Origin of the sequence: Blastomonas sp., assembly GCF_046294995.1 — a bacterium.
GTDB lineage: Bacteria > Pseudomonadota > Alphaproteobacteria > Sphingomonadales > Sphingomonadaceae > Blastomonas.
The window spans coordinates 144,146-167,308 of sequence record NZ_JBKBOG010000003.1 but is presented as its reverse complement, the minus strand read 5'-3'; the positions used below and the strand labels follow the sequence as shown (position 1 = coordinate 167,308).

The 23,163-nt window shown below is 62.7% G+C and carries 25 protein-coding genes; 22 read left to right on the top strand and 3 right to left on the bottom strand.

Features of this window, described 5'->3' with window-relative positions; all coding sequences use genetic code 11:
* From ACK4R0_RS06670 to ACK4R0_RS06585, 18 genes are all read left to right on the top strand, one after another.
* Positions 1–627 carry a hypothetical protein gene (locus ACK4R0_RS06670; RefSeq protein ID WP_409672063.1) on the top strand — a complete coding sequence of 209 codons (627 nt, stop codon included), beginning with the start codon at positions 1–3 and terminating at the stop codon, positions 625–627.
* Positions 620–2,638 (top strand): NADH-quinone oxidoreductase subunit NuoG, encoded by a 2,019-nt coding sequence (nuoG, locus tag ACK4R0_RS06665; protein WP_409672060.1) that lies wholly within the window; start codon positions 620–622, stop codon positions 2,636–2,638. Before ACK4R0_RS06670 ends, nuoG begins: the two co-directional genes overlap by 8 nt.
* Complete coding sequence (gene nuoH / locus ACK4R0_RS06660) at positions 2,635–3,678, top strand: NADH-quinone oxidoreductase subunit NuoH (protein WP_409672058.1); 1,044 nt, start codon at positions 2,635–2,637, stop codon at positions 3,676–3,678. The genes nuoG and nuoH overlap by 4 nt, the downstream gene beginning before the upstream one ends.
* A 14-nt stretch (positions 3,679–3,692) precedes the next feature.
* Positions 3,693–4,139 (top strand): hypothetical protein, encoded by a 447-nt coding sequence (locus ACK4R0_RS06655; protein ID WP_409672055.1) that lies wholly within the window; start codon positions 3,693–3,695, stop codon positions 4,137–4,139.
* Positions 4,136–4,621, top strand: a complete 486-nt coding sequence (nuoI, locus tag ACK4R0_RS06650; protein ID WP_409672052.1) for an NADH-quinone oxidoreductase subunit NuoI — start codon at positions 4,136–4,138, stop codon at positions 4,619–4,621. Before ACK4R0_RS06655 ends, nuoI begins: the two co-directional genes overlap by 4 nt.
* A 106-nt stretch (positions 4,622–4,727) precedes the next feature.
* The gene (locus tag ACK4R0_RS06645; RefSeq protein WP_409672049.1) at positions 4,728–5,342 is read left to right on the top strand and encodes an NADH-quinone oxidoreductase subunit J; all 615 of its coding nucleotides are present in this window, start codon (positions 4,728–4,730) and stop codon (positions 5,340–5,342) included.
* A complete protein-coding gene (gene nuoK / locus ACK4R0_RS06640) occupies positions 5,339–5,644 on the top strand; it encodes an NADH-quinone oxidoreductase subunit NuoK (RefSeq protein WP_409672046.1) in 306 nt (101 codons plus the stop codon). The genes ACK4R0_RS06645 and nuoK overlap by 4 nt, the downstream gene beginning before the upstream one ends.
* A 4-nt stretch (positions 5,645–5,648) precedes the next feature.
* Positions 5,649–7,640: an NADH-quinone oxidoreductase subunit L gene (nuoL, locus tag ACK4R0_RS06635; protein ID WP_409672043.1), complete on the top strand. Its 1,992-nt coding sequence runs from the start codon at positions 5,649–5,651 to the stop codon at positions 7,638–7,640.
* 1 nt (position 7,641) lies between these two features.
* On the top strand, positions 7,642–9,183 hold the full coding sequence (locus ACK4R0_RS06630) for an NADH-quinone oxidoreductase subunit M (RefSeq protein WP_409672041.1): 1,542 nt from the start codon (positions 7,642–7,644) through the stop codon (positions 9,181–9,183).
* A complete protein-coding gene (gene nuoN, locus ACK4R0_RS06625) occupies positions 9,183–10,646 on the top strand; it encodes an NADH-quinone oxidoreductase subunit NuoN (RefSeq protein ID WP_409672039.1) in 1,464 nt (487 codons plus the stop codon). Before ACK4R0_RS06630 ends, nuoN begins: the two co-directional genes overlap by 1 nt.
* A complete protein-coding gene (locus tag ACK4R0_RS06620) occupies positions 10,634–11,353 on the top strand; it encodes a biotin--[acetyl-CoA-carboxylase] ligase (RefSeq protein WP_409672241.1) in 720 nt (239 codons plus the stop codon). The genes nuoN and ACK4R0_RS06620 overlap by 13 nt, the downstream gene beginning before the upstream one ends.
* Positions 11,354–11,386: 33 nt before the next feature.
* Complete coding sequence (locus tag ACK4R0_RS06615) at positions 11,387–12,163, top strand: type III pantothenate kinase (protein ID WP_409672036.1); 777 nt, start codon at positions 11,387–11,389, stop codon at positions 12,161–12,163.
* 4 nt (positions 12,164–12,167) lie between these two features.
* A complete protein-coding gene (locus ACK4R0_RS06610; RefSeq protein WP_409672034.1) occupies positions 12,168–13,877 on the top strand; it encodes a ribonuclease J in 1,710 nt (569 codons plus the stop codon).
* A 37-nt stretch (positions 13,878–13,914) separates the two neighbouring features.
* Positions 13,915–14,193: a DUF1467 family protein gene (locus ACK4R0_RS06605; RefSeq protein WP_409672031.1), complete on the top strand. Its 279-nt coding sequence runs from the start codon at positions 13,915–13,917 to the stop codon at positions 14,191–14,193.
* 167 nt (positions 14,194–14,360) lie between these two features.
* Positions 14,361–14,528 (top strand): hypothetical protein, encoded by a 168-nt coding sequence (locus tag ACK4R0_RS06600; protein ID WP_409672029.1) that lies wholly within the window; start codon positions 14,361–14,363, stop codon positions 14,526–14,528.
* Between the two features lie 174 nt (positions 14,529–14,702).
* Complete coding sequence (locus ACK4R0_RS06595) at positions 14,703–14,912, top strand: cold-shock protein (protein ID WP_017671033.1); 210 nt, start codon at positions 14,703–14,705, stop codon at positions 14,910–14,912.
* Between the two features lie 135 nt (positions 14,913–15,047).
* The gene (locus ACK4R0_RS06590; protein ID WP_409672026.1) at positions 15,048–15,554 is read left to right on the top strand and encodes a hemerythrin domain-containing protein; all 507 of its coding nucleotides are present in this window, start codon (positions 15,048–15,050) and stop codon (positions 15,552–15,554) included.
* A gap of 63 nt (positions 15,555–15,617) precedes the next feature.
* On the top strand, positions 15,618–16,742 hold the full coding sequence (locus tag ACK4R0_RS06585; RefSeq protein ID WP_409672023.1) for an ATP phosphoribosyltransferase regulatory subunit: 1,125 nt from the start codon (positions 15,618–15,620) through the stop codon (positions 16,740–16,742).
* Between the two features lie 12 nt (positions 16,743–16,754).
* Here the strand turns inward: ACK4R0_RS06585 and ACK4R0_RS06580 are convergent, their stop codons facing one another.
* Positions 16,755–17,774 (bottom strand): alpha/beta hydrolase, encoded by a 1,020-nt coding sequence (locus ACK4R0_RS06580; RefSeq protein ID WP_409672020.1) that lies wholly within the window; start codon positions 17,772–17,774, stop codon positions 16,755–16,757.
* A gap of 193 nt (positions 17,775–17,967) precedes the next feature.
* Here ACK4R0_RS06580 and ACK4R0_RS06575 point away from each other — a divergent pair, with 193 nt between their 5' ends.
* The 4 genes from ACK4R0_RS06575 (at position 17,968) to grpE (ending at position 21,932) form a co-directional block, all read left to right on the top strand.
* Positions 17,968–19,257 (top strand): adenylosuccinate synthase, encoded by a 1,290-nt coding sequence (locus tag ACK4R0_RS06575; protein ID WP_409672017.1) that lies wholly within the window; start codon positions 17,968–17,970, stop codon positions 19,255–19,257.
* An 84-nt stretch (positions 19,258–19,341) separates the two neighbouring features.
* Positions 19,342–20,202: a MarR family transcriptional regulator gene (locus tag ACK4R0_RS06570; protein ID WP_409672014.1), complete on the top strand. Its 861-nt coding sequence runs from the start codon at positions 19,342–19,344 to the stop codon at positions 20,200–20,202.
* A 66-nt stretch (positions 20,203–20,268) separates the two neighbouring features.
* The gene (gene hrcA, locus ACK4R0_RS06565; protein ID WP_409672011.1) at positions 20,269–21,309 is read left to right on the top strand and encodes a heat-inducible transcriptional repressor HrcA; all 1,041 of its coding nucleotides are present in this window, start codon (positions 20,269–20,271) and stop codon (positions 21,307–21,309) included.
* On the top strand, positions 21,306–21,932 hold the full coding sequence (gene grpE, locus ACK4R0_RS06560; protein WP_409672008.1) for a nucleotide exchange factor GrpE: 627 nt from the start codon (positions 21,306–21,308) through the stop codon (positions 21,930–21,932). The genes hrcA and grpE overlap by 4 nt, the downstream gene beginning before the upstream one ends.
* Before the next feature lie 106 nt (positions 21,933–22,038).
* Here grpE and ACK4R0_RS06555 read toward each other — a convergent pair whose 3' ends face one another.
* Both ACK4R0_RS06555 and ACK4R0_RS06550 read right to left on the bottom strand, forming a co-directional pair.
* A complete protein-coding gene (locus tag ACK4R0_RS06555; RefSeq protein WP_409672005.1) occupies positions 22,039–22,506 on the bottom strand; it encodes a vgr related protein in 468 nt (155 codons plus the stop codon).
* Positions 22,506–22,970: a copper chaperone PCu(A)C gene (locus ACK4R0_RS06550; protein ID WP_409672002.1), complete on the bottom strand. Its 465-nt coding sequence runs from the start codon at positions 22,968–22,970 to the stop codon at positions 22,506–22,508. Before ACK4R0_RS06550 ends, ACK4R0_RS06555 begins: the two co-directional genes overlap by 1 nt.
* Positions 22,971–23,163: the final 193 nt, after the last annotated feature.

Genomic DNA, 23,163 nt, shown 5'->3' with positions numbered 1-23,163 from the left:
ATGGTGCGCGCTCTTGCCCTTGCCAGCTTCTCGGTTTTGCTCGCCGCACCTGCGCTTGCGGCCCAGGAAAAGCCTGCCTTCATTCCCAAGCAGGAGGTGCTGGCCGACTTTGCCGCGTGCGTGTTCAAGGCCAATCCCGAGCGGACGCGCGCGCTGCTGGCCACCGAGATCGACAGCAGCGACGAGCGTTCGCTCGCCACCAGCCTGATGGTCAGCCAGACCCAGTGCACCGGCGGCAGGGCGTTCGTTTCGATGAACACCGGCGAAGCGCGCGGCGCGCTGGCCGAAGCGGTCTTGAAATCCGATGCCTCGCTGGTGCAAAGCGTTCAGCTGCTCGAGCCTGAGGCTATCACGCGGCCGACCGAAACCGTGGGCCGCAAGTTCGTGATGGCGTATTCGCGGTGCCTGGTCAGCGCCGCACCCGACAAGGCGCGCGGTCTGATCATCACCGACCACGGATCGGGCGAGGAAAATTCGGCGATGATGGCTTTTGGCGAAGCGCTGAAAGACTGCATGCCTCTGGGCTTTGCCTATAACATCAACATCCGCGACGTGCGCAATCACGTCGCAGCAGCATTGTACGACCGGGCGATGGCATCGCCGGTGGGCGGAGATCTGAATGCCTAAGCTTACCGTAGACGGGATCGAGGTCGAGGTGCCCCAGGGCGCGACCGTGCTGCAGGCTTGCGAGGCTGCCGGCAAGGAGATCCCGCGTTTCTGCTATCACGAGCGGCTGAGCATCGCCGGCAACTGCCGGATGTGCCTTGTCGAGGTGAAACCCGGGCCGCCCAAGCCGCAGGCGAGCTGCGCGCTGCCCGCGATGGACAACCAGGAAGTTCGCACCAATTCGGATATGGTGAAGAAGGCACGCGAAGGCGTGATGGAATTCCTGCTGATCAATCATCCGCTCGATTGCCCGATCTGCGATCAGGGCGGCGAGTGCGATCTGCAGGACCAGTCGGTGGCTTATGGCCGCGGCGGATCGCGTTACGACGAGAACAAGCGCGCGGTGACCGAAAAGTACATGGGTCCGATCATCAAGACGATCATGACCCGGTGCATCCACTGCACCCGCTGCGTGCGCTTTGCTGAGGAAGTCGCTGGCACCGAGCAGATCGGCGCGATCGGTCGCGGCGAGAACATGCAGATCACCAGCTATCTCGAAAAAGCTGTGTCGTCCGAGCTTTCGGGCAATGTCATCGATCTGTGCCCCGTCGGCGCGCTAACCTCGCGTCCCTATGCCTATGAGGCGCGGCCGTGGGAGCTCAAGAAAACGCTGGGCATCGACGTGATGGATGCGGTCGGCACCAACATCCGCTTCGACAGCCGGGGCAGGGAAGTGCTGCGCGTGCTGCCGCGCGTCAACGACGACGTCAACGAGGAGTGGGCGCACGACAAGACACGCTATGCGGTCGATGGCCTGATGCGCCGCCGGCTCGACCGGCCCTATGTGCGCCGCGAAGGCAAGCTTGTGCCTGCGAGCTGGGCCGAAGCGTTCGACGCGATCGCTGCGGTGAATGCAGGGTCTAGCGTAGCTGCGGTTGCGGGGGATCTGCTCGATTGCGAAACCATGTTCGCCGCGCGCGAACTGCTGGCGGCGATGGGGTCAACCCTGATCGAAGGCAGGCAGACCGGCCTCAAGTATGACGTGTCCAGCCTGGCTGCGGTCAACTTCAATTCGACGCTCAACGGCATCGAGACCGCTGACGCGATCCTGCTGGTCGGCACCAATCCGCGCTGGGAAGCGCCTTTGGTCAACACCCGCATCCGCAAGGCGATCAAGCACGGCGCAAAGGTCTATGCGATCGGCGACGAGATCGATCTGACCTACAAGGTCGAATGGCTGGGCAACGACATGGCGCTGCTGGGCAATCTGCCCGGTGCCGTGGCCGACGTGTTCAAGGACGCCAAGCGGCCTGCGCTGATCATGGGCGGCGGAGCCTTGGGCGTCGAAGGCGCATTGGGCGCGGCGCTGGCGCTGGCCGACACGTTCAATCTGGTGCGTGACACCGAAGACGGCGCCTGGAACGGTTTCAACGTGCTGCATATGGCGGCCGCGCGCATGGGCGGGCTGATGCTCGGCTGGGCGCAGCCTGGCGGTATCGCCGATCTGGTCGCGGCACAGCCCAGGCTGCTGTTCGCGCTGGGTGCGGACGAGGTCGATTTCAGCCAGTTCGATGGCAGCTTCAAGGTGTTCATCGGCCATCATGGCGACAAGGGCGCGGCTGCTGCCGACGTCATCCTGCCATCGGCGGCGTATCCCGAAAAGAATGGCACCTACGTCAATGTCGAGGGCCGGGTGCAGATGAGCGACAAGGCCGTGTTCGCGCCGGGCGATGCCCGCGAGGACTGGTCGATCCTGCGCGCGCTCTCCGAAGTGCTGGGACACAAATTGCCGTTCGACACCTTTGCGGAGTGCCGCGCAGCGATGATTGCATCGGTTCCCGCGCTGGGTGCCGAAGGACTGGCCTCGTTTGAATGGGCCCCGCCCAGGCTTGACGCCAGCCCCAGCGGACCTGTCGGCTATCCGATCAGGGATTTCTACCTGACCAACGCCATCGCCCGGGCTTCGGCGACGATGCAGCGCTGCTCGGCCGAACTGCTCCATGGCGAAGAAATCCTGGAGGCCGCGGAATGACCGAGTTTTTTCAATCTTCGCTGGGCATGGGCTGGGGCTGGTTCGTCGCCAATCTTATCCTGATCCTGCTGATCGCGCTGCCGGTCATGCTGTCGGTCGCGATCGTCATCTATTTCGATCGCAAGATCTGGGCATCGATGGCATTGCGGCGCGGGCCCAACGTCGTCGGTCCGTTCGGCATCTTGCAGAGCTTTGCCGACGCGCTGAAGGTGTTCCTGCAGGAAACGATCATTCCGTCAGGTGCCAACAAGGGCCTCTTCCTTCTGGCGCCGATCATCACCTTCACCGTGGCGCTGCTGTCATGGGCGGTCATCCCGTTCGATCAGGACATGGTGCTGGCCGATATCAACGTCGGGCTGCTCTACATTTTCGCGGTCAGCTCGCTCGGTGTGTACGGCGTGATGATCGCAGGCTGGGCGTCGAACTCCAAATACCCGTTCTTCTCGGCATTGCGCGCCGCCGCACAGATGATCTCGTATGAAGTTTCGATCGGCTTGATCATCATTGCTGTCGTGATGTGGACCGGAAGCTTCAACCTCAATGCCATTGTCGAGGCGCAGCGCGGACATGGCCTGGGCTTTGTCAATTGGTACGGTTTCAACCTGCTGCTCTTCCCGATGGCGGTGATGTTCCTGATCTCGTCGCTTGCCGAAACTGCGCGTGCGCCGTTCGATCTTACCGAAGCGGAAAGCGAGCTGGTCGCGGGCTATCAGACCGAATATTCTTCGATGGCGTTTGCGCTGTTCTGGCTGGGTGAGTACGCCAACGTGCTGTTGATGTGCACGCTCAATGCGCTTCTGTTCTGGGGAGGCTGGCTGCCGCCGGTGGATTGGGCGCCGCTCTATGCGATCCCAGGAATCTTCTGGCTGATTCTCAAGATTTCGGCGTTCTTCTTCATCTTCAGCTGGGTCAAGGCGACGGTGCCCCGCTATCGGTATGACCAGCTGATGCGGCTGGGCTGGAAGGTGTTCCTGCCGATTTCGCTGCTGTGGGTATTCCTGGTGTCGGGCTATCTGATGCTGACAAGGTACGGTGTATGATCCCGGCTGTGTTTATGGCTCTGGCACTGGCAACAGGATCGCTGCAAAGCTACGATTGCACCTTGGCTACGCCTTATTCTATCTCGGAAGTCGAGGGTCGAGTCGGGGGCAATCCGATTTCCTTCAGCGGCTCTGCCGGAGCGGGCGCTTGGCAATTCGTACTGGGTTACGATGGCGAATATGGCGAGGTAATCTGGCCGGATAGTCCCATGCAACTTTCTGGCAAGGGATCACTCATTCAAACTGGACCGCAGGATTTTGCATTCTTCCTTGTTTCAAAAGGGCCGTGCCTCTTTACCGAGGGGCATTGTGGAAGTCTGGTTCAGTTTTCGCAGAAGCAGGACAGGTCAATGGACCTGCTTTTGAGCCCGATTGCGATCATTGAAATGGAAAACGGTGAACGACGGCCCTTCAATGTCTATTTGACTGGAAAATGTTCAGAGAAAAAGGCTGGCCAATGACCATCGCTCAAACCATCAAGGCGTTCACGCTCTATGAGTTCGTGAAAGCACACGCGCTGACCTTGAAGTATTTCTTCAAGCCCAAGGCGACGATCAACTATCCGTTCGAGAAGAACCCGCTGTCGCCGCGTTTCCGTGGTGAACATGCGCTGCGTCGCTATCCCAATGGCGAGGAACGGTGCATCGCGTGCAAGCTTTGCGAGGCGGTGTGCCCGGCGCTGGCGATCACCATCGAGGCCGAGCCGCGTGACGACGGCAGCCGCCGCACGACGCGTTACGACATCGACATGACCAAGTGCATTTATTGCGGTTTTTGTCAGGAAGCCTGCCCGGTCGACGCCATCGTCGAGGGGCCGAACTTTGAATTTGCGACCGAAACCCGCGAGGAACTGATCTACGACAAGGGCAAGCTGCTTGAGAATGGTGACAAATGGGAACGTGCCATTGCCGCCAACCTTGAAGCCGATGCACCTTATCGGTAAGGCGCACTCGAATTCGATTCACCGCGATGTGGTGGCCGCCGGGAGAAGCGGGCATCGCATCTGAAACCAGACCCGCTCGATTGGGCGCATCGGGGGCTGAAAAGCTTTGATCCAGATATTTGCCTTTTACCTGTTCGCGTCGGTGGTGATCGCCAGCGGTGCGTTCACCATCCTGGCTCGCAACCCGGTGCACTCGGTGCTCTGGCTTATCCTCGCATTCTTCAATGCGGCAGGTCTGATGATCCTGATCGGCGCCGAGTTCATCGCGATGCTGCTGGTGATCGTCTATGTCGGCGCGGTCGCGGTGCTGTTCCTGTTTGTGGTGATGATGCTCGACGTCGACTTTGCCGAGCTTCGCGGCGGCTTCATGAAGAACCTGCCGCTGGGCATTGCGCTTGCTGCGGTGTTTCTGGCGGAGCTGATCTTCGGCATCGGCGCCTATCGTGCGGGCAGCATCGAACTGGGCGAACATGCGCTCAACCCCGCGCGGATCGGCGCGAGCAATATCGAGGCGGTGGGCGAGCTGCTCTACACCCGGTATATCTTCCTGTTTGAAGGCGCAGGTCTCGTGCTGCTGGTTGCGATGGTCGGTGCGATCGTGCTGACCCACCGCAAGCGCCCCGGCGTGCGTCCGCAGAACATCGGTTCGCAGATCCGCCGCCGCCCCGAAGAGGCGACCCGCAACACGCAGCCTGCCGTCGGTGAAGGTGTCGAGCTATGATTGGTATCGAGCATTATCTCGTGGTCAGCGCCATCCTGTTCGTGATGGGCGTGCTGGGCATCTTTCTCAACCGCAAGAACGTCATCATCATTCTGATGGCGATCGAGCTCATCCTGCTCGCGGTCAACATCAACCTGGTCGCCTTCAGCGTGTTCCTGGGCGACATGGTGGGCCAGGTGTTCGCCATGTTCGTGCTGACCGTTGCGGCAGGCGAGGCGGCGATCGGTCTTGCCATCCTGGTCATCTACTTCCGCGGCCGCGGTACGATTGCGGTTGACGACATCAACCAGATGAAGGGTTAAGCACATGGCCATCACCCTGATCGTCTTTCTGCCGTTGCTGGCAGCCATCATCGCTGGCCTGGGCAACCGCATCATCGGCAATGTGCCCGCCAAGCTGGTGACCACGGCTGCATTGTTCGCAGCCTGTGCACTGAGCTGGCCGATCTTCCTGGGCTTCCTGGGCGGCACGACGACCGAATACGTCGTCCCCGTCCTGTCATGGCTGCGATCGGGCGACCTGCAGTTCGATTGGTCGCTTCGCGTCGATACGCTGACCGCGATCATGCTGGTCGTGGTGACATCGGTCTCGGCGCTCGTCCATCTGTATAGCTGGGGCTATATGGAAGAGGATCCCGATCAGCCGCGCTTCTTCGCGTATCTGTCGCTGTTCACTTTCGCCATGCTGATGCTGGTGACCGCCGACAACCTGGTCCAGATGTTCTTTGGCTGGGAAGGCGTCGGCCTCGCCTCGTACCTGCTGATCGGCTTCTGGTTCCGCAAACCCACCGCCAACGCTGCCGCGATCAAGGCGTTCGTCGTCAACCGAGTCGGCGATCTTGGCTTCATGATGGGCATCTTCGGCACCTTCCTGGTGTTCGGTACCGTCTCGATCCCCGCGATCCTCGAAGCTTCGCCTGGCATGGCCGGGTCGACCATCGGGTTCCTTGGCGGACGTTTCGACACGATGACCGTGCTGTGTCTGCTGCTGTTCATCGGCGCGATGGGCAAGTCCGCACAGCTCGGGCTGCACACCTGGTTGCCTGACGCGATGGAAGGCCCGACCCCCGTGTCGGCGCTGATCCATGCTGCGACGATGGTCACCGCCGGCGTGTTCATGGTCTGCCGCCTGTCGCCGATGTTCGAGGCGAGCCCGGTCGCGCTGACCGTGGTCACGATTGTAGGCGCGGCGACATGCTTCTTCGCAGCCACGATCGGCACGACCCAGTGGGACATCAAGCGCGTCATCGCGTATTCGACCTGCTCGCAGCTCGGCTACATGTTCTTTGCCGCCGGCGTCGGTGCTTATGGCGCGGCGATGTTCCACCTGTTTACCCATGCGTTCTTCAAGGCACTATTGTTCCTCGGCGCGGGCTCGGTGATCCATGCGATGCACCACGAGCAGGACATGCGCTATTATGGCGGCCTGCGGAAACACATCCCGCTGACCTTCTGGGCGATGCTGGCCGGTACGCTCGCGATCACCGGCGTTGGCGTCTATCATCTGGGCGCAGGCTTTGCCGGTTTCTGGTCGAAGGATGCCATTCTGGAGGCCGCCTGGGCTTCGGGGTCGCAGGCGGGTAATACCGCTTTCTGGCTGGGCACCGTGTCGGCGTTGCTGACAAGCTTCTACAGTTGGCGGCTCATGTTCCTGACCTTCTGGGGCAAGCCGCGCTGGATCCAGTCCGAACATATTCAGCACAGCGTCCACAAGACGCCTGAGCAGGCAGGTGCGGACACCACCGGTGGCTATCATCCGCATGAAAGCCCGCTGGCCATGCTGCTGCCGCTCGGCCTGCTGTCGATCGGCGCGGTGATCGCAGGGCAGGTCTTCCATGACGCTTTCCTCAACGAGGAAGGCTTCTGGAATGGGGCGATCGCCTATAACGCCGGGCTGATGCACGCGATGCACGACGTTCCGATGCTGGTGAAATATGCCGCCTCGATCGTGATGGTCATCGGCCTGCTGGTCGCCTGGCTGTTCTACATCCGCAACACCGCGCTTCCGGGCAAGGTGGCAGCAGGGCTGGGACCGATCTACCGTTTCGTGCTCAACAAATGGTACTTCGACGAGCTGTACAATGCCATTTTCGTCAAGCCTTCGATGGCGCTGGGCCGCTTCTTCTGGAAGGCGGGCGATGAGGGGACAATCAACCGCTTCGGCCCTGACGGCGCTGCCGTGCTGGTCGCTTCCGGCAGCCGCATGGCGGTGAAGCTGCAATCGGGTTTCCTTTATAGCTATGCTCTGGTGATGCTGCTCGGCCTTGTGGCGGCGCTCACCTGGCTGATGGTGCGCTGACATGAACGATCTGGGATTTCCTGTGCTGTCGCTGATGCTCGCCGTGCCGATGGCGGCCGCGATCGCCTGTCTGTTCGTCAGCGCCAATACCGCGCGCTGGCTGGCGCTGATCGCCACGCTGATCGATCTTGCGCTCGGCATCGTGCTGTGGGCCAATTACGATATCGGCGGCGCGCAGTGGCAGTTCGTCGAGCGCGCTGATCTCTTCGACCGGTTCAGCTGGGCGCTGGGCATCGATGGCATTGCGCTGATGCTGATCATGCTCTCGGTGTTCCTGATGCCGATCTGCATCGGTGCGAGCTGGGAATCGATCCAGACCCGCGTTGGCGAATACATGGCGGCATTCCTGCTCATGGAAGTGCTGATGATCGGTGTGTTCGCCGCGCAGGATATCTTCCTGTTCTACATCTTCTTCGAGGCCGGCCTTATTCCGATGTATCTGATCATCGGAATCTGGGGCGGTGCGAACCGGATCTACGCATCGTACAAATTCTTCCTCTACACGCTGCTCGGATCGGTGCTGATGCTGATCGCGATGTTCTGGATGGTCAACGAGGCGGGCACGTCGGACATCCCGACGCTGATGGCCTATGACTTCCCGCTCGAGGCGCAGTCCTGGCTGTGGCTGGCGTTCTTCGCGAGCTTTGCCGTCAAGATGCCGATGTGGCCTGTGCACACCTGGCTGCCCGATGCGCACGTTCAGGCGCCGACCGCAGGCTCGGTGATCCTGGCAGGCGTGCTGCTTAAGATGGGCGGCTATGGCTTCATCCGCTTCTCGCTGCCGATGTTCCCCGATGCGTCGGTCGAGTACATCTGGCTGGTGTTCATCCTCTCGATGATCGCGGTGGTCTACACTTCGCTGATCGCGCTCGTGCAGAGCGACATGAAGAAGCTGATCGCCTATTCGTCGGTCGCGCATATGGCGATCGTCACCGTCGGGCTGTTCGCGTTCAACCGCCAGGGGCTCGAGGGCGCGCTGGTCGTGATGCTCAGCCATGGTCTGGTGTCGGGCGCATTGTTCCTGTGCGTCGGCGTGATTTACGACCGTCTGCACACCCGCGAGATCGATCGTTACGGTGGCCTCTCGATCAATATGCCGCGCTATGCACTGCTGTTCCTGCTGTTCACCATGGCGTCGATCGGCCTGCCGGGCACCAGCGGCTTCGTCGGCGAGTTCCTCTCGCTGATCGGCGTCTATGAGGTGTCGAGCTGGGTCGCGATCGTCTCGACCACCGGCATCATCCTGGGCGCTGCGTATATGCTCTATCTCTATCGCCGCGTCGCCTATGGCGTGATCAAGTCCGATGACGTTGCGGCGATGCCCGACCTCAACAAGCGCGAGATCGCGCTGTTGTTGCCGATCGCGCTCGTCGTGCTGTGGATGGGGGTCTACCCCGAAAGCTTCATGGCACCGATGCGCAAGGATGTCGGCGCGCTCGAAGCGCGGCTCGCGGCGGCCAAGCCCGTCGGCGACGCGCAGGTCGAAATGGGCGCCGGTCCTGTCCTCACGCCCGCAGCCCATGCTGAAGAAGGCCATCACTGATGAATTACGCGCTCTGGTTCCAGCTGGCCTCGCCGGAAATCGTTCTCAGCCTCTCCAGCTTGGTGCTGCTGCTGATCGCCGCCTGGGGCGGCAACGCGTCCTCGCGCCTGGTCAGCATATTGGCCGTCGTCGCGCTGTCCGGTGCGTTGGCGCTGTCGCTCAACTTCCTGTTCGATCCGGCTTTTGCCGATGGTGCCGATGCGTTTTACGGCCAGTACCGGATGGACAGCTTCGCCTCATTGGCCAAGGTGCTGATCTTCCTGTCGGCAATCGCCTGCATCATCGTGGCCCCCAAGTTTTTCGCGCGCGGCGGCATGATGCGTGCGGAATATCCGGTGCTCATCGTCTTCTCGACGATCGGCATGGGCTTGATGGTCTCCGCCGTCGATCTGTTGACGCTGTACATCGGCCTCGAGATGCAGAGCCTTGCGGCCTATGTTCTCGCCAGCTTCCTGCGCAGCGATGATCGCTCGGCTGAAGCGGGCCTCAAATATTTCGTGCTTGGCGCGCTGGCGAGCGGCATCCTGCTGTACGGCATGTCGTTGCTCTACGGCTTTACCGGAACGACCAGTTTCATCGGCATCCAGACGGCGTTTGCCGATGGCGTATCGACCGGCGCACTGTTCGGCATCGTGTTCGTACTATCGGGGCTGGCATTCAAGATCAGCGCGGTGCCGTTCCACATGTGGACGCCCGACGTGTATGAAGGCGCGCCGACCCCGGTCACCACCTTCTTTGCTACCGCCCCCAAGGTCGCCGCGCTGGCGCTGACGATGCGCGTTGCGATCGAGGCGTTCGGCGGTCAGCAGAGCGTCTGGCAGCAGATCGTGATCTTCGTCGCGATGGCATCGATCATCCTGGGCGCTGCCGGTGCCATCGGCCAGAGCAACATCAAGCGGCTGCTGGCCTATAGCTCGATCAACAATGTCGGCTTTATGCTGATCGGCCTGGCCTGCGGCACGCCCGAAGGCGCGTCGGCGATGATGACCTATCTGATCATCTATGTCGCGATGACGCTCGGCAGCTTCATCTGCGTGCTCGACCTCAACGACCGCACCGGCGCGCCTGTCGAGGAGATCGGCAAGCTGGCTGGCCTGTCGCGGACCCGTCCGGGTCTGGCCGCGGCGCTCGCGATCTTCATGTTCAGCCTGGCCGGTATTCCGCCGCTGTTCGGCTTCTGGGGCAAGTTCGTGGTGTTCGATGCCGCGGTGGCGGCGGGTCTGATCCCGCTGGCCGCGATCGGTATCGCAGCTTCGGTCATCGGCGCGTTCTATTATCTCAAGGTCATCAAGGTGATGTACTTTGATGAGCCCGCCGATGTCATCGCGCCCAGCGATTCGAAGGCACGGATGGTGCTGGTCACGCTGATGGCGGTGTTCCTGTCGCCGCTGGGCTATTTCACCACGCTTGCGCTCAGTCCGGTGACGGCAGGCGCTGCCAGGGCACTGTTCTGGGCGGCCTGATTGAAACGGTCGCGCTGACCGCATCCACCAATGCGGACATGCTCGCGCGCGCCGAAACAGGCGCGCCCGAAGGCCTGTGGATCCGCGCCGAGCAGCAGAGCGGGGGCAGGGGCCGCCTGGGACGGCAATGGCTGAGCCCGCCCGGCAACCTGTATTGCAGCACATTGGTGCGTATCGGGCCGGCTGATCCTGCAGCCCACCTGCTGGCGTTCGTTGCGGGGCTGGCGGTGCTGGATACGGTCAATACGGTCGTGTCCGACGCAGGTGCGCGGCTCAAATGGCCAAACGATGTGCATGTCGGCGGCGCCAAGCTCGCAGGTATTCTGCTCGAGCGGCGCAACGACGCCGTGGTGGTCGGGATCGGGATGAATGTTGCGATTGCGCCGGAAGTTTCCGGGCGCACGGTCACCGCGTTGCATGACCAGGGTGCCATGGCGCAGCTCGATGCGGCGGCGGTGCTCGAGCTGCTCGCTCCGCGCTTTGCATCGCGGCTGCTGCAATGGCGGACGTGCCAGCCTGCAACGCTGCTTGAAGTCTGGTCCGCCGCCGCGCATAAGCCGGGTGAAGCGATGGCGGTTCAGCGCGGGCCGGGTGATCGGGTCGAAGGCGTGTTCGGAGGTCTTGCTGCGGACGGGGCACTGATACTGCGCTGCCCTGATGGCCGGGTCGAGACGATCAGCGCGGGGGATGTCCATCTCATCGCATGAGCCGGATATTCGCAGGGTAAAGGGACGTTCAACATGCTGCTTGCCATCGATGTCGGCAACACCAACGCGGTGTTCGCGCTGTTCAACGGACGTACGATCAAGACCCGTTGGCGGATATCGACCGACGCCCGGCGGACCGGCGACGAATACGCGGTTTGGTTGAACCAGTTGCTGATGCTCGAAGGCTTCATGCGGCAGGACATCAGCCAGGTGATCATCTCCACCGTCGTCCCGCGCGCGCTGCACAACCTGCAGGTGCTGTCGCGCAAGTATTTCAACGTCGAGCCGCTGATTGCAGGGGTCGCACCTGCCGACTGGCAGATGCAGATCGACGTCGATGAACCCAAATCACTGGGCGCCGATCGTGCGGTCAATTCGATCGCCGCGCACGCCCTGCACCCCGGCGACATCATCATCATCGACTTTGGCACCGCAACCACCTATGACGTGGTGGATTATACGGGTGCTTACAAAGGGGGCATCATCGCGCCGGGCATCAACCTGTCGCTCGATGCCCTGGTACAAGCTGCCGCAAAGCTGCCGCGCATCGCCATAGAAACCCCGCGCAACAACCGCTCGGTCATCGGTCGCAACACCGAAGATCAGATGCAGATTGGCGTGTTCTGGGGCTATGTCGCGATGATGGAAGGGCTGGTCGCCCGGATGCGCGCCGAGATCGGCCGCCCGGCGAAGGTCATTGCCACCGGCGGGCTTGCGGTGCTGTTCGATGAGCACACGACGATATTTGATGCGGTCGAACCCGACCTGACCCTGCAGGGTCTAGCCATGATTGCCGAAAGGGCATTTTGATTACATGAAACCTGGAAAAGAACTGTTGTTCCTGGCCCTTGGCGGGTCGGGCGAAATCGGCATGAACGCCAACCTTTACGGCTGCGACGGCAAATGGGTGATGGTCGATCTCGGCATGACCTTCAGCGATCCGGCCTATCCCGGCGTCGAGCTGGTGTTTCCCGATCTCGAATTCATCGAGGAACGCGCCGACGACCTGCTCGGCATCGTGCTGACGCATGGCCATGAAGACCATATCGGTGCGCTGCCCTATCTGGCGGCGGACCTTAATGTGCCGTTGTTCGCAACGCCTTTCACCGCCGACCTGATCCGCCGCAAGCTGGAAGAGCAGGGGCTGGTCAAGGACGTCGAGCTCAACGTCATCGAGAACGAAGGCAGCCTCCAGCTTGGCCCATTCGGGTTCCGTTATCTGCCGCTCGCGCACTCGATCGCCGAGGGCAACGCGCTGCTGATCGACACGCCTTATGGCCGCATCTTCCACACCGGCGACTGGAAACTCGACGACGAACCGATCGTCGGCGTTCCTTCGACGCCCGCAACGCTGAGCGCGCTGGGCGATGAGGGCATACTCGCGATGGTCTGCGATTCGACCAACGTCTTCAATCCGGAAAGCTCGGGCTCCGAGGGCGCGGTGCGTGATGAACTGATCAAGGCGGTCAAGCCGCTCAAGGGTCGCGCGCTGATCACCACCTTCGCCTCCAACGTCGCACGCCTGCACACGCTGGGTGAGGTCGCCAAGGCGACCAATCGCGCCTTCTGTGTCGCCGGGCGCTCGCTCGATCGGATCATTCAGGTCGCCAAGGCAAACGGCTATCTCAAGGACCTGCCCGAGCTGGTCGATTTCGATACCGCGATGGGTCTGCCGCGCCGTGAGGTTCTGGTCGTCGCCACCGGCGGCCAGGGCGAGCCGCGCGCCGCTCTGGCGCGCGTTGCCGACGGGAACCACCAGATCAAGCTCGAGGCAGGCGATACCGTGCTGTTCTCGTCCAAGGTCATTCCGGGCAACGAAATCGCGATTGGGCGCATCCAGAACAGACTGGCCGAAGATGGCATCAACATGGTCACCGACCGCCAAGCCGATATTCATGTCTCTGGTCACCCCGGCAGGCCCGAGCTTGCCGAAATGTACAAGTGGATCAGGCCGCAGGTGCTGGTTCCTGTCCATGGCGAGATGCGGCACATGACCGAACAGGCCCGGTTCGGCACCGAGCAGGGAATCCCTTCGGTGGTGGTGCAGAAGAACGGCGATCTGGTGCGGCTGGCGCCCGGCAAGCCTGGCGTGATCAGCCGCGAGCGCGCTGGCCGGCTGGTGCTGGATGGCGACGTTATCCTTCCCGCCGATGGCATGACGATGGCCGAGCGACGCAAGCTTGCGGTCAACGGTCAGGTCAGCGTGGCGGTTGCGCTCGATGGACGCGGCGCGCTGATCGGCGATCCCGTGGTGCGCTGCCTCGGGCTTCCGGTCGAGGATGATCTCGATGCGTTCCTGGCCGAGACGGTCGAGGATGTCCGTCAGGCGATCGAAAATCCCGGCAAGAGCAAGCCGCGCGGGCGGGGTGGCAAGTCCGAAGGCCGCAACGGCGGCAAATCCGAGGGTCGCACGGGCGGCAGGGGCGATGACGTGCAGGAGGGCATTCGCCTCGCCGTACGCCGCGCCGCTACGCGCTGGACGGGCAAAAAGCCTGTGGTTACCGTCTTGATGATCGGTGGCTGATGCCCCATTTTGGCGGCAATCAATCGAGGTATGACGCATGAGCTGGACGAGCATCGCCGCCATCTATCTGTTGTTCTGGGTGATCACCGCGTTCGTGGTGATGCCTTTCGGTGTGCGCACCGCTGACGAGCTGGGGCTCGAAAAGGTCCGCGGCCAGGCGGACAGCGCGCCTGCCAACTTCAGGCCCAAGCGGGTCATCCTGATCACCACCGCTGTATCGGCGGTGGTGTTCGGGTTGTTCTATGCCAATTATCTCAATGGCTGGATCGGTCCATCGGACGTCAATGTCTTCGGCAAGCCTGCGGGCATGGATTGACCGTTCGGCCCGTGCGTTGAGGCGTGCAAGATTAGTGTGAGACTTTTTCCACTATTGCTGCTATAGACGTGCCATCGCGCGATCCACGATCCAAGCCAGCGCGCGACTGAGAGACTCGCGGCATCCATGCTCCACGCTCTTGCTTGCGCAGCGACAAGAGCAAACGCATGCCAGATATCAATCAGCTTTTTGACGATCTCCACGTTGCGCACATGCGCGCGTTGCATTCGCCCAGCGCGAATGAGCGCGATGCGCAGCGCAACTTGGCGTGTGTCGAAGAGCGGCGCGTTCATGCGATCGCCTATCCACAGCCGGGCAGTTTTATGCCGGGCTGACCCCATTCGGATGCCGGGCCTGCCGCAAGGTTGACCTCAAGCATCCGCATCTTCGCGTGCAATGGCCGGGACCGGGCGTTGCACAGGTCGAAATCGAACTTCCGGTCCCGACTATGCAAGGGGAAATGTCCGCAAATGTGCGGCCTCGTGCAATCTACACTTAAGGAAATGACTATGCCTATTGGCACCGTAAAGTTTTTCAACGCCGACAAGGGCTATGGTTTCATTCAGCCCGATGATGGCGGCAACGACGCGTTCGTTCACATCAGCGCCGTTGAAGCATCGGGCATGCGCACGCTCGATCGCGACCAGCGCGTGAACTTTGAGCTCGAGCAGGATCGCCGCGGCAAGATGGCGGCTGTCCGTCTCTCGGCTGCTGCCTGATTCGCAGATGCTAGGGTGCGGGGTGGCGATTGCGCCGCTCCGCAGCCTGACAGTTACCCCCAGGATGACCCAAAGATTTACGAGGGTTTAACATCTGGGCGCTATCACGGCCCTGACGAATTGGGGGGCCGCAAGATGCTGCACAGAATGCTGCGCGATCACGTTGTGATGCGTGAAAAGGCAGATGCCCTGCTCGCGCTCCTCGATTGCGCAAAAATGCCCGACGGCCTGCTTCTTGCCGACCGGCGCTGGCAGCTCAGCAGCCACATCATGCAACACCTGGCGTTCGAAGACCGCCATCTGTACGCCAAGCTGCTGCGGGACGAACGGCCGCACGTCCGCGAGATCGGCCGCAAATATCAGGCAGAGCTGGCCGAACTTTTCACCGCCTATTCGCAGCATGCCAGGTTCTGGACCCCCGCACGCGTCGCAAACGACTGGAACGGCTTTCGTACCGCGTCGCGCAAGATGACGCTGGGGATGTTCGCCCGGATCGATCGCGAAGAGGCCGAACTCTATCCTCTCGCCGCTGATGCTGCGATCGACATCAGCAGCAATGTCGCGCCCACCACCAACTGGGCCCGCGAAGCTTTCGCGATCAAGGATGCGATCATCCAGGGTGCAGGCCAGGCTACCGCCTGACGACAGCTGCGGCCGCACGTCATAAGGTTTCAACTCGCGCGCTAATCGTCTAAGCGCTGCGCCATGTCAGAGACGAATCCCGATATCCTTCCCGCAGGTCTTGCCGATCTGCTTCCCCCGCGCGCCGAACAGGCCGCACGGCTGACCCGCAATGCCATGGATGTGCTTGCGGGCCACGGCTATGATCGCGTCTCCCCGCCGCTGGTCGAGTACGAGCGGTCGCTGGCATCGCGGATGCAGGGGACGGGGCGACAGCATCTGTTCCGCATGGTCGATCCTTCCTCGATGCGGACATTGGCGATCCGTTCCGACATCACCGTGCAGGTTGGCCGCGTCGCCACCACTCTGATGGCCACCTCGCCGCGTCCGTTGCGGCTAAGCTACGCAGGGCAGGTGCTGCGCATCGCATCCGACCAGCTCAATCCCGAGCGCGAGCGCCTCCAGATTGGCGCCGAGCTCATCGGGCACGACAATATCGCCGCCGCGCAGGAAGTGGTGCGGATCGCGATCGAAGCGCTGGCTCAGGCAGGCGTCACCGGAATCACAGTCGATCTGACGCTGCCCGACCTTGTCGATACGCTCGCCGCCACCGCTTTTCCGCTCGCGCCCACACAGATTTCTGCGGTGCGCCGCGAACTCGACATGAAGGATGCAGGCGGGCTGACCGCGCTTGGCGCGGATGCCTATCTGCCGCTGCTGTATGCGATGGGGCCGTTTGAAGTGGCGATCGACGCGCTGGCGGCGATCGATGCCGGCGGGGTGCTCGCCAGCCGCATCGGTGCGCTGCGCCAGATCGTCGCTGGCCTGCCCGAAGATGTGACGGTCACGCTCGACCCGACCGAACGCCACGGCTTCGAATATCAAAGCTGGTTCGGCTTCTCGCTCTATGCCGATGGTTGTGCGGGAGTCGTCGGGCGCGGCGGGACCTATGCCATTCCCGACGGCAAGGGTGGACAAGAGGTTGCAACCGGCTTCTCGCTTTACCCCGATGCGCTGCTCGATATGGGGCTGGACGGTGACGGTGGGACAGCAGGCAAGCTATTCCTGCCGTTCGGCCATGACCAGGCAGTGGCGGCACGGCTGCGCGCGATCGGATGGCGTACGCTGGCAGCGCTGGCCGAAGCCGATGACGCGCTTGCACTGGGCTGCACACACAGGCTGGATGGCAGCGAGACCGTTCTGCTCTGATCGCGCTCGCAATCAGAATTGCGTCAGGAACTCGGACACTGCCTTGGTGTGCGCATTGCTTTCGTCGCCAAGCTCGCGGTTGATCGTCATATGGTTTTCGCCTGCGATCGATTGGACCACGACCTTCGATCCGGCGGATGTCAGCGCAGCAGCAAGCGCGTTCGATTGAACGGCGGCATCCTTGCGGCTGGCGACATGCAGGATCAGCCAGCGACCGACATTGGGGGCCGCCGCGTGGGTGACCGGTGACAGCCTCGCCTGGCGCGCAGGATCGGTGCCGAACGCGGGGATATAAAGGCTCTTTGCGATCAACGGCTGATCGCGCATCTGCCGCGCGACGTCATAGCCTGCGCCGTCGAGCAGGATGACCCCGGCAATCCGTTGCATGTCGGCTTTGAGATAGCTTGGGTCAGTCGAGACCAAAGCCGCCAGATGAGCGCCCGCGCTGTGGCCCATTACGATGATCCGTTTGGGGTCGATTCCCAGCGTTTTCGCTTGCGCAAGCAGCTCGGCGAGCGCTGCGGCAACGTCTGCGGCTTGCTGCTCGACCGGAGCTTCGGGCAGCAACCGATAGCCGACCGATGCGAACGCCCAGCCCTTGGCGGCGAAAAAGGCCGGCTGCTGGCTGACCATGCGGCGATCGCCATTGCGCCAACCGCCGCCGTGGACGAAGACGACCAGCGGATGTCCGCTGGCGGGCTTCGCACCTTCTGGCAGGTAAAGATCGATGGCTTGCTTGTCAGCTGAGCCATAAGCGATCGTGCGCGCCGAGGAATCGCGGGGCTGCTGGGGTGTGACGGCGGGCAGGCGGTTGGCGATACCCTCCACGAATTGTGCCTTGCAGCGTTGGGACAGTTCGTCGCCGCGCTCGCGCAGGCATGTTCGCATTTCCGAGCGCTTGAGGCCGCACAACCGCACCACCTCGCGGCGGCATTCGCGATCCAGCATTCGCTCGCGCGCGCCGACCTGCTGGGCAAGGAGAGGCGCCACCAGCATGGCGGTCACGATCAGCGCCAACGTCTTCCAGTGCATCGTCCATCTCCGAACAGGCTGCGAGATGACGGCCAGTCTGGCTCAGGCGCCATGGCCGCGTCCATTCGCGAAGTGCATTAATTTGTATCAAGTTTCACCCTAACAGGGTGGACGCAGCCGCCCGCCATCACTAGGACGAGCGCGTTTTGTGCGCCGCTGATCGGTGCGTCCATCTTGCGAAAAGGTTGATGTCGTGGCCAATGTTACGGTGATCGGCGCCCAGTGGGGCGATGAGGGCAAGGGCAAGATCGTGGACTGGCTCGCCGAGCGCGCCGACGCGGTGATCCGCTTTCAGGGCGGTCACAACGCCGGCCACACCCTGGTGATCGGCGAGAAGGTGTTCAAGCTCTCGCTTCTGCCCTCGGGCATCGTGCGCGGAACCTTCAGCGTCATCGGCAACGGCGTCGTGCTTGATCCCTGGGCGCTGCGCGACGAGGTCGCCAAACTGCGCGGGCAGGGCGTGGAGATCACGCCTGACAATCTGGCCGTCGCCGACAACTGCCCGCTGATCCTGCCGTTCCACCGCGATCTTGACGCGCTGCGCGAGGACGCCAGCGGCCAGGGCAAGATCGGCACCACCCGGCGCGGGATCGGCCCTGCTTATGAAGACAAGGTCGGACGGCGCGCGATCCGCGTATGCGATCTGGCGCATCTGGATTCGCTCGATCCGCAGCTCGACCGGCTGTGCGCGCACCATGATGCGCTGCGGGCCGGTTTCGGCGAGCCTCCGATCGATCGTGCAGCCTTGCTCGCCGAACTGGCCGAGATCGCGCCGTTCGTGCTCGAATTCGCGCAGCCGGTGTGGAAGCGCCTGGGCGAAATCCGCCGCGCCGGTGCCCGCATGCTGTTCGAGGGCGCACAGGGCGTGCTGCTTGATGTCGATCATGGCACTTATCCCTTCGTCACCTCGTCGAACACCGTCACCGGCACTGCTTCGGGCGGCAGCGGGCTGGGCCCGCAGGCGAGCGGCTTCGTGCTCGGCATCGTCAAGGCCTATACCACCCGCGTCGGATCGGGCCCTTTCCCGACCGAATTGCAGGACGAGGTAGGGCAGCGGCTGGGCGAGCGCGGGCATGAGTTCGGCACCGTCACCGGTCGCCAGCGCCGCTGCGGCTGGTTCGATGCGACTTTGGTGCGGCAGGCGTGCGCGGTCGCCGGCGTGACCGGGATCGCGCTGACCAAGCTCGATGTGCTCGACGGCTTTGCCAAGCTCAAGATCTGCACCGGCTACCGGCTCAACGGCAAGGTGCTCGATTATTTCCCCGCACACGCGGGCGATCAGGCTGCGGTCCAGCCGATTTACGAGGAAATGGACGGCTGGCACGAATCGACTGCCGGTGCCCGCAGCTGGGTTGACCTGCCCGCGCAGGCGATCAAGTATATCAAGCGCGTGGAGGAGCTGATCCAGTGCCCGGTGGCGCTCGTTTCGACCTCGCCCGAGCGCGAAGATACGATTCTTGTCCGCGATCCCTTTGCGGACTGAGAGTCGGCTTTATGGGGGGAATTCATGTCCGAAGGCGGACGAACGCCATTTGGTAATGGGCCGCCTGCTGCGGGTGACGTGGTCGTGGCGGCGGACAGTGCGGCGCTGCTGCGGCTGATCGAAGCTGCAGGCTGGCCTGCGTCGCGGATTGCTCTGACCGGCACACCATTGGCCGAGACCGCGCGCATTCACGCCTTCGATTGGCAGGCGGGTGTTCCGAACGACTCGCTGCTGGCCAATCTGCCGTCCGACGTCGGCATTTTTTGCCTGGTCAGCCTGGAGACGATCGACGAGGTCGACATGCTGCTTGATGGCCGCAACGCCGCTTGCGTGTTCGGCGACGACCAGGCGTTGATCGCGATCGCGCTCTCCGATCTTGCCGCAGTGCTGCGCGCCGGCAGCGCCTTCGATACCTCCCGCGACGAGCGGGCCCGGCTTCAGGCGCTGGCCATGGACCTCGCGCGGCTTGCCGAGCAGTTGGGACGGATCACCTCGCAGGATGATGATTCGCGCGATGCGCACGATGCGCCCGACGCGCTCGCCGATCGATCGATGGCCTATCATGCCGAGGGACCTGCCGATCATGGTCCGGCAGTCCCGCCCGATCCGCAGCAGATCCGCCATCTGATAAGCCTGCGCAGACTGCGCGAGCGCTTTTTCTCGCCCGAGCTGTTTGCCGATCCTGCGTGGGATATCCTGCTCGACCTCGCCGCAGCGCGGCTCGAACGGCGCTCGGTATCGGTCTCGAGCCTGTGCATCGCAGCGGCCGTGCCGCCGACCACGGCGCTGCGCTGGATCCGGTTGATGACCGACCAGCAGCTGCTCGAACGCCGCGCGGATTCGCTCGATGCGCGGCGCATGTTCGTCGATCTTTCCGATGCGGCATTCGATCAGGTGTGCGGGTGGTTCGCGCTGGCCAATGCGCGCGGCGGCCTGGGTGGATGATGCTGCGGCGTGGCTCATTGCGCGGCATGGCTTGTTAGTATCGGCGGTTGCGCCTAATTTGGCGGAATGACCAGCCCGTTCACCGAACTGAACGACCGCGCGCGCGACGTATTTCGCATCGTCGTCGAAAGCTATCTCGATACCGGGATGCCGGTCGGCTCGCGCACGATATCGAAGTCCTCCGCCGTCAGCCTGTCACCTGCGTCGATCCGCAACGTGATGCAGGATCTCGAGGAACTGGGCCTGCTCGCAGCGCCGCACACCAGCGCCGGGCGGATGCCCACCGAGCAGGGGCTGCGGCTGTTCGTCGACGGAATGATGCAGGTCGCAGAGCCCTCGGTCGAGGAACGCGCCGCGATCGAGAAACAGCTTAACAATGCGGGGCCGATCGAGGCGGCGCTGGCGGCGACCACGCAGGCGCTGTCGGGGCTGTCTGCCTGCGCCGGGATCGTCATGGTGCCGCGGCGCGAGCCAGTGTTGCGCCAGATGAGCTTCGTGCGGTTGTCCGATACCCAGGTGCTCGCGGTGCTCGTCGGCAACGATGGCAGCATCGAGAACCGCGTGCTCGAGATGAGCAGCCGGGTGACCGAAAGCATGCTGGTGCAGGCTGGCAACTTCGTCACCGCCCGGCTTTCCGGACGCAGCCTGCCGCACGCGCTGATGGCGCTGGAGGCCGAGATCAGCAGCGAGAAGGATGCGCTCGATCAGGCGAGTTCGGACCTGGTCCGGCGGGGGCTCGCCCTGTGGTCGCGCGACGGGTCCGACCGCCCGGTGCTGATCGTGCGCGGGCAGGCCAATCTGCTCGACAACGATGCGGTGGCGGATCTGGAACGGGTGAGGCGGCTGCTCGACGAGCTTGAAGCGATGCAGGACATTGCCCATCTGCTCGATAGCGCACGCGAAGCGGCCTCGGCGCGTATCTTCATCGGTGCCGAAAACAAATTGTTTTCGCTTTCCGGATCATCCGTGATAGCGGCGCCGTACCGGGACGGCGAGGGCCGCGTCGTTGGCGTGGTCGGGGTCATCGGCCCCACGCGCCTCAATTATGCGCGTATTGTGCCCATGGTGGACTTTACTGCGCAGAGCCTAACCAGATTGATGAAATGAGCAGGACAGACGTGAATCAGGACGAAAAAGTGAAGCAGGACGACCCCACCGATACCGCCGACACCAACCGGTCGCTTGATCGGGAGGCTGCAGCAGAGCTGGAAGGTGTGCCGGAAAGCCTCAAGGAGCAGGGCGACGACCAATCGGCACTGGAAGAGCGCATCGCCGCGCTCGAAGCGCAGTTGGCTGAAGCCAAGCAGGATGTGCTTTACGCCCGTGCCGATACCCAGAATGTGCGCCGCCGCCTGGAGAAGGACGCGCAGGATGCGCGCGCTTATGCAGCGACCGGCTTTGCCCGTGATATCCTTTCGGTCTCCGATAATCTCGCGCGCGCGCTGCAGCTGATCCCCAAGGATCTGCGCGAAGACGACAAATGGAAGGGCCTGGTCGTGGGCCTCGAAGCAACCGGCCGCGAGCTCGACAACGTGTTCTCGAAGCACAGCATCACCCGCATTGCGGCGATGGGGCTTGCGCTCGATCCAAACCAGCATCAGGCGATGATCGAAATCCCCAGCACCGATGCCGAACCCGGCACGGTCGTGCAGGAGCTGCAGGCGGGCTATATGATCAAGGACCGCTTGCTCCGCCCCGCATTGGTAGCGGTCGCCAAGAAGCCCGACTGAATTTCCTCATTACCCCCGCGAACTCGGGAATCCTGCTTCGGTGTTGACCGAAAGCCAAAGCAGGACCCCCACGTGCGCGGGGGCGACGAAATGATGGGCTGCGTGTTTAGACCGGAAACGGCAGTATCTGCCGATAGGTGTTCAGCGGTGGTGCCCCCGGCACCCCGCTGCCCTGGCGGAGCAGAAAGGCGTGGCGGACCAGCTCGGCCTGCTGCTCTAGCCCGTATTTCTTGAACGGCTGCCCCGGCTTGATCGCATAATCATAGCGGCAGAACGGATGGCGCTTGAGCGGCAGGAAGATACCCTGCTGGTATTGCCACACATGCACCATCTCGTGAATGAACAGCCCTTGGCGGCTGACAGCGGCGCAGCTGAAATCATCGCAATACGCGCTGCCGCCGGGGTGAAAGTGGATATGCCCCATGGGCGCCATGATCGTGCGGCGCGGCTGGAAGAAAATCCATTTCTTGAGCCGGATCCGAACCTTGTCATAGGCGATTGCGTCTCCGAAGACCGACCGCGCCAGCGCGATCTCGGCAGCAACCAGCGGCCGGTCGATCGAAGCGCGGGGCATTACCGGTTCGTGCCACCTGCCGGCTGACCCGCTGGTTGGAGCGCCCTGATGGCGGCGGTCACGGCAATCTTCTCACCGGTGGAAAAAGAAAAGAAGAACTCGGCAGTGCCGCGGTTCCGGGCACCTTGGTCGACGCCCCAGACCATGACGTGCTTGCCACCCGGCTCGAACTCCACCTTGCCGCGGGTCGGCACAGCAACCGAAGATATCGGACGCATCATCGACATTCCGTTCTCCTCGACCGTCTCGTGCATTTCCAGCCGCAGGATCGAGGGCGAACTGATCGAGCGCAAAACCGTGTCCTGGGGGCCGCCGCGAATGGTGAAATACAGGACAGACGGATTGCCCTCGACCGGCGAAAGCTGAACCACGGCCTTTTCGACCAACAGCTGCGCGGGCGGCTGGCACCCAGCCAGCAGCGTCAGGACCAAGCCGGCAATGGCCAGGCAGAGCATGCGGATCATAGCGCGTCGTTCCTTTCAGATCGGCTGTACCGAATTCGGCCAGCCTGCCGATGTGCGTGATGTAGATACTGCGATGCCTTGTGCCAAGTGAAACGAACCCTATATCCGCCGTCGGGGACGGAATCGCCGGATGCTTGGGGGCATGCCGACGGTACGTAATCTTTCATCTGCATATCGAAAGTCACGTGGGAAA

Bases quoted from the DNA above. Each gene is read 5' to 3' on its own strand.
- ACK4R0_RS06670 (WP_409672063.1), top strand. From the start codon at position 1: ATGGTGCGCGCTCTTGCCCTTGCCAGCTTCTCGGTTTTGCTCGCCGCA.
- nuoG (WP_409672060.1), top strand. From the start codon at position 620: ATGCCTAAGCTTACCGTAGACGGGATCGAGGTCGAGGTGCCCCAGGGC.
- nuoH (WP_409672058.1), top strand. From the start codon at position 2,635: ATGACCGAGTTTTTTCAATCTTCGCTGGGCATGGGCTGGGGCTGGTTC.
- ACK4R0_RS06655 (WP_409672055.1), top strand. From the start codon at position 3,693: ATGGCTCTGGCACTGGCAACAGGATCGCTGCAAAGCTACGATTGCACC.
- nuoI (WP_409672052.1), top strand. From the start codon at position 4,136: ATGACCATCGCTCAAACCATCAAGGCGTTCACGCTCTATGAGTTCGTG.
- nuoK (WP_409672046.1), top strand. From the start codon at position 5,339: ATGATTGGTATCGAGCATTATCTCGTGGTCAGCGCCATCCTGTTCGTG.
- nuoL (WP_409672043.1), top strand. From the start codon at position 5,649: ATGGCCATCACCCTGATCGTCTTTCTGCCGTTGCTGGCAGCCATCATC.
- ACK4R0_RS06630 (WP_409672041.1), top strand. From the start codon at position 7,642: ATGAACGATCTGGGATTTCCTGTGCTGTCGCTGATGCTCGCCGTGCCG.
- nuoN (WP_409672039.1), top strand. From the start codon at position 9,183: ATGAATTACGCGCTCTGGTTCCAGCTGGCCTCGCCGGAAATCGTTCTC.
- ACK4R0_RS06615 (WP_409672036.1), top strand. From the start codon at position 11,387: ATGCTGCTTGCCATCGATGTCGGCAACACCAACGCGGTGTTCGCGCTG.
- ACK4R0_RS06610 (WP_409672034.1), top strand. From the start codon at position 12,168: ATGAAACCTGGAAAAGAACTGTTGTTCCTGGCCCTTGGCGGGTCGGGC.
- ACK4R0_RS06605 (WP_409672031.1), top strand. From the start codon at position 13,915: ATGAGCTGGACGAGCATCGCCGCCATCTATCTGTTGTTCTGGGTGATC.
- ACK4R0_RS06600 (WP_409672029.1), top strand. From the start codon at position 14,361: ATGCCAGATATCAATCAGCTTTTTGACGATCTCCACGTTGCGCACATG.
- ACK4R0_RS06595 (WP_017671033.1), top strand. From the start codon at position 14,703: ATGCCTATTGGCACCGTAAAGTTTTTCAACGCCGACAAGGGCTATGGT.
- ACK4R0_RS06590 (WP_409672026.1), top strand. From the start codon at position 15,048: ATGCTGCACAGAATGCTGCGCGATCACGTTGTGATGCGTGAAAAGGCA.
- ACK4R0_RS06585 (WP_409672023.1), top strand. From the start codon at position 15,618: ATGTCAGAGACGAATCCCGATATCCTTCCCGCAGGTCTTGCCGATCTG.
- ACK4R0_RS06580 (WP_409672020.1), bottom strand. From the start codon at position 17,774: ATGCACTGGAAGACGTTGGCGCTGATCGTGACCGCCATGCTGGTGGCG.
- hrcA (WP_409672011.1), top strand. From the start codon at position 20,269: ATGACCAGCCCGTTCACCGAACTGAACGACCGCGCGCGCGACGTATTT.
- grpE (WP_409672008.1), top strand. From the start codon at position 21,306: ATGAGCAGGACAGACGTGAATCAGGACGAAAAAGTGAAGCAGGACGAC.
- ACK4R0_RS06555 (WP_409672005.1), bottom strand. From the start codon at position 22,506: ATGCCCCGCGCTTCGATCGACCGGCCGCTGGTTGCTGCCGAGATCGCG.
- ACK4R0_RS06550 (WP_409672002.1), bottom strand. From the start codon at position 22,970: ATGATCCGCATGCTCTGCCTGGCCATTGCCGGCTTGGTCCTGACGCTG.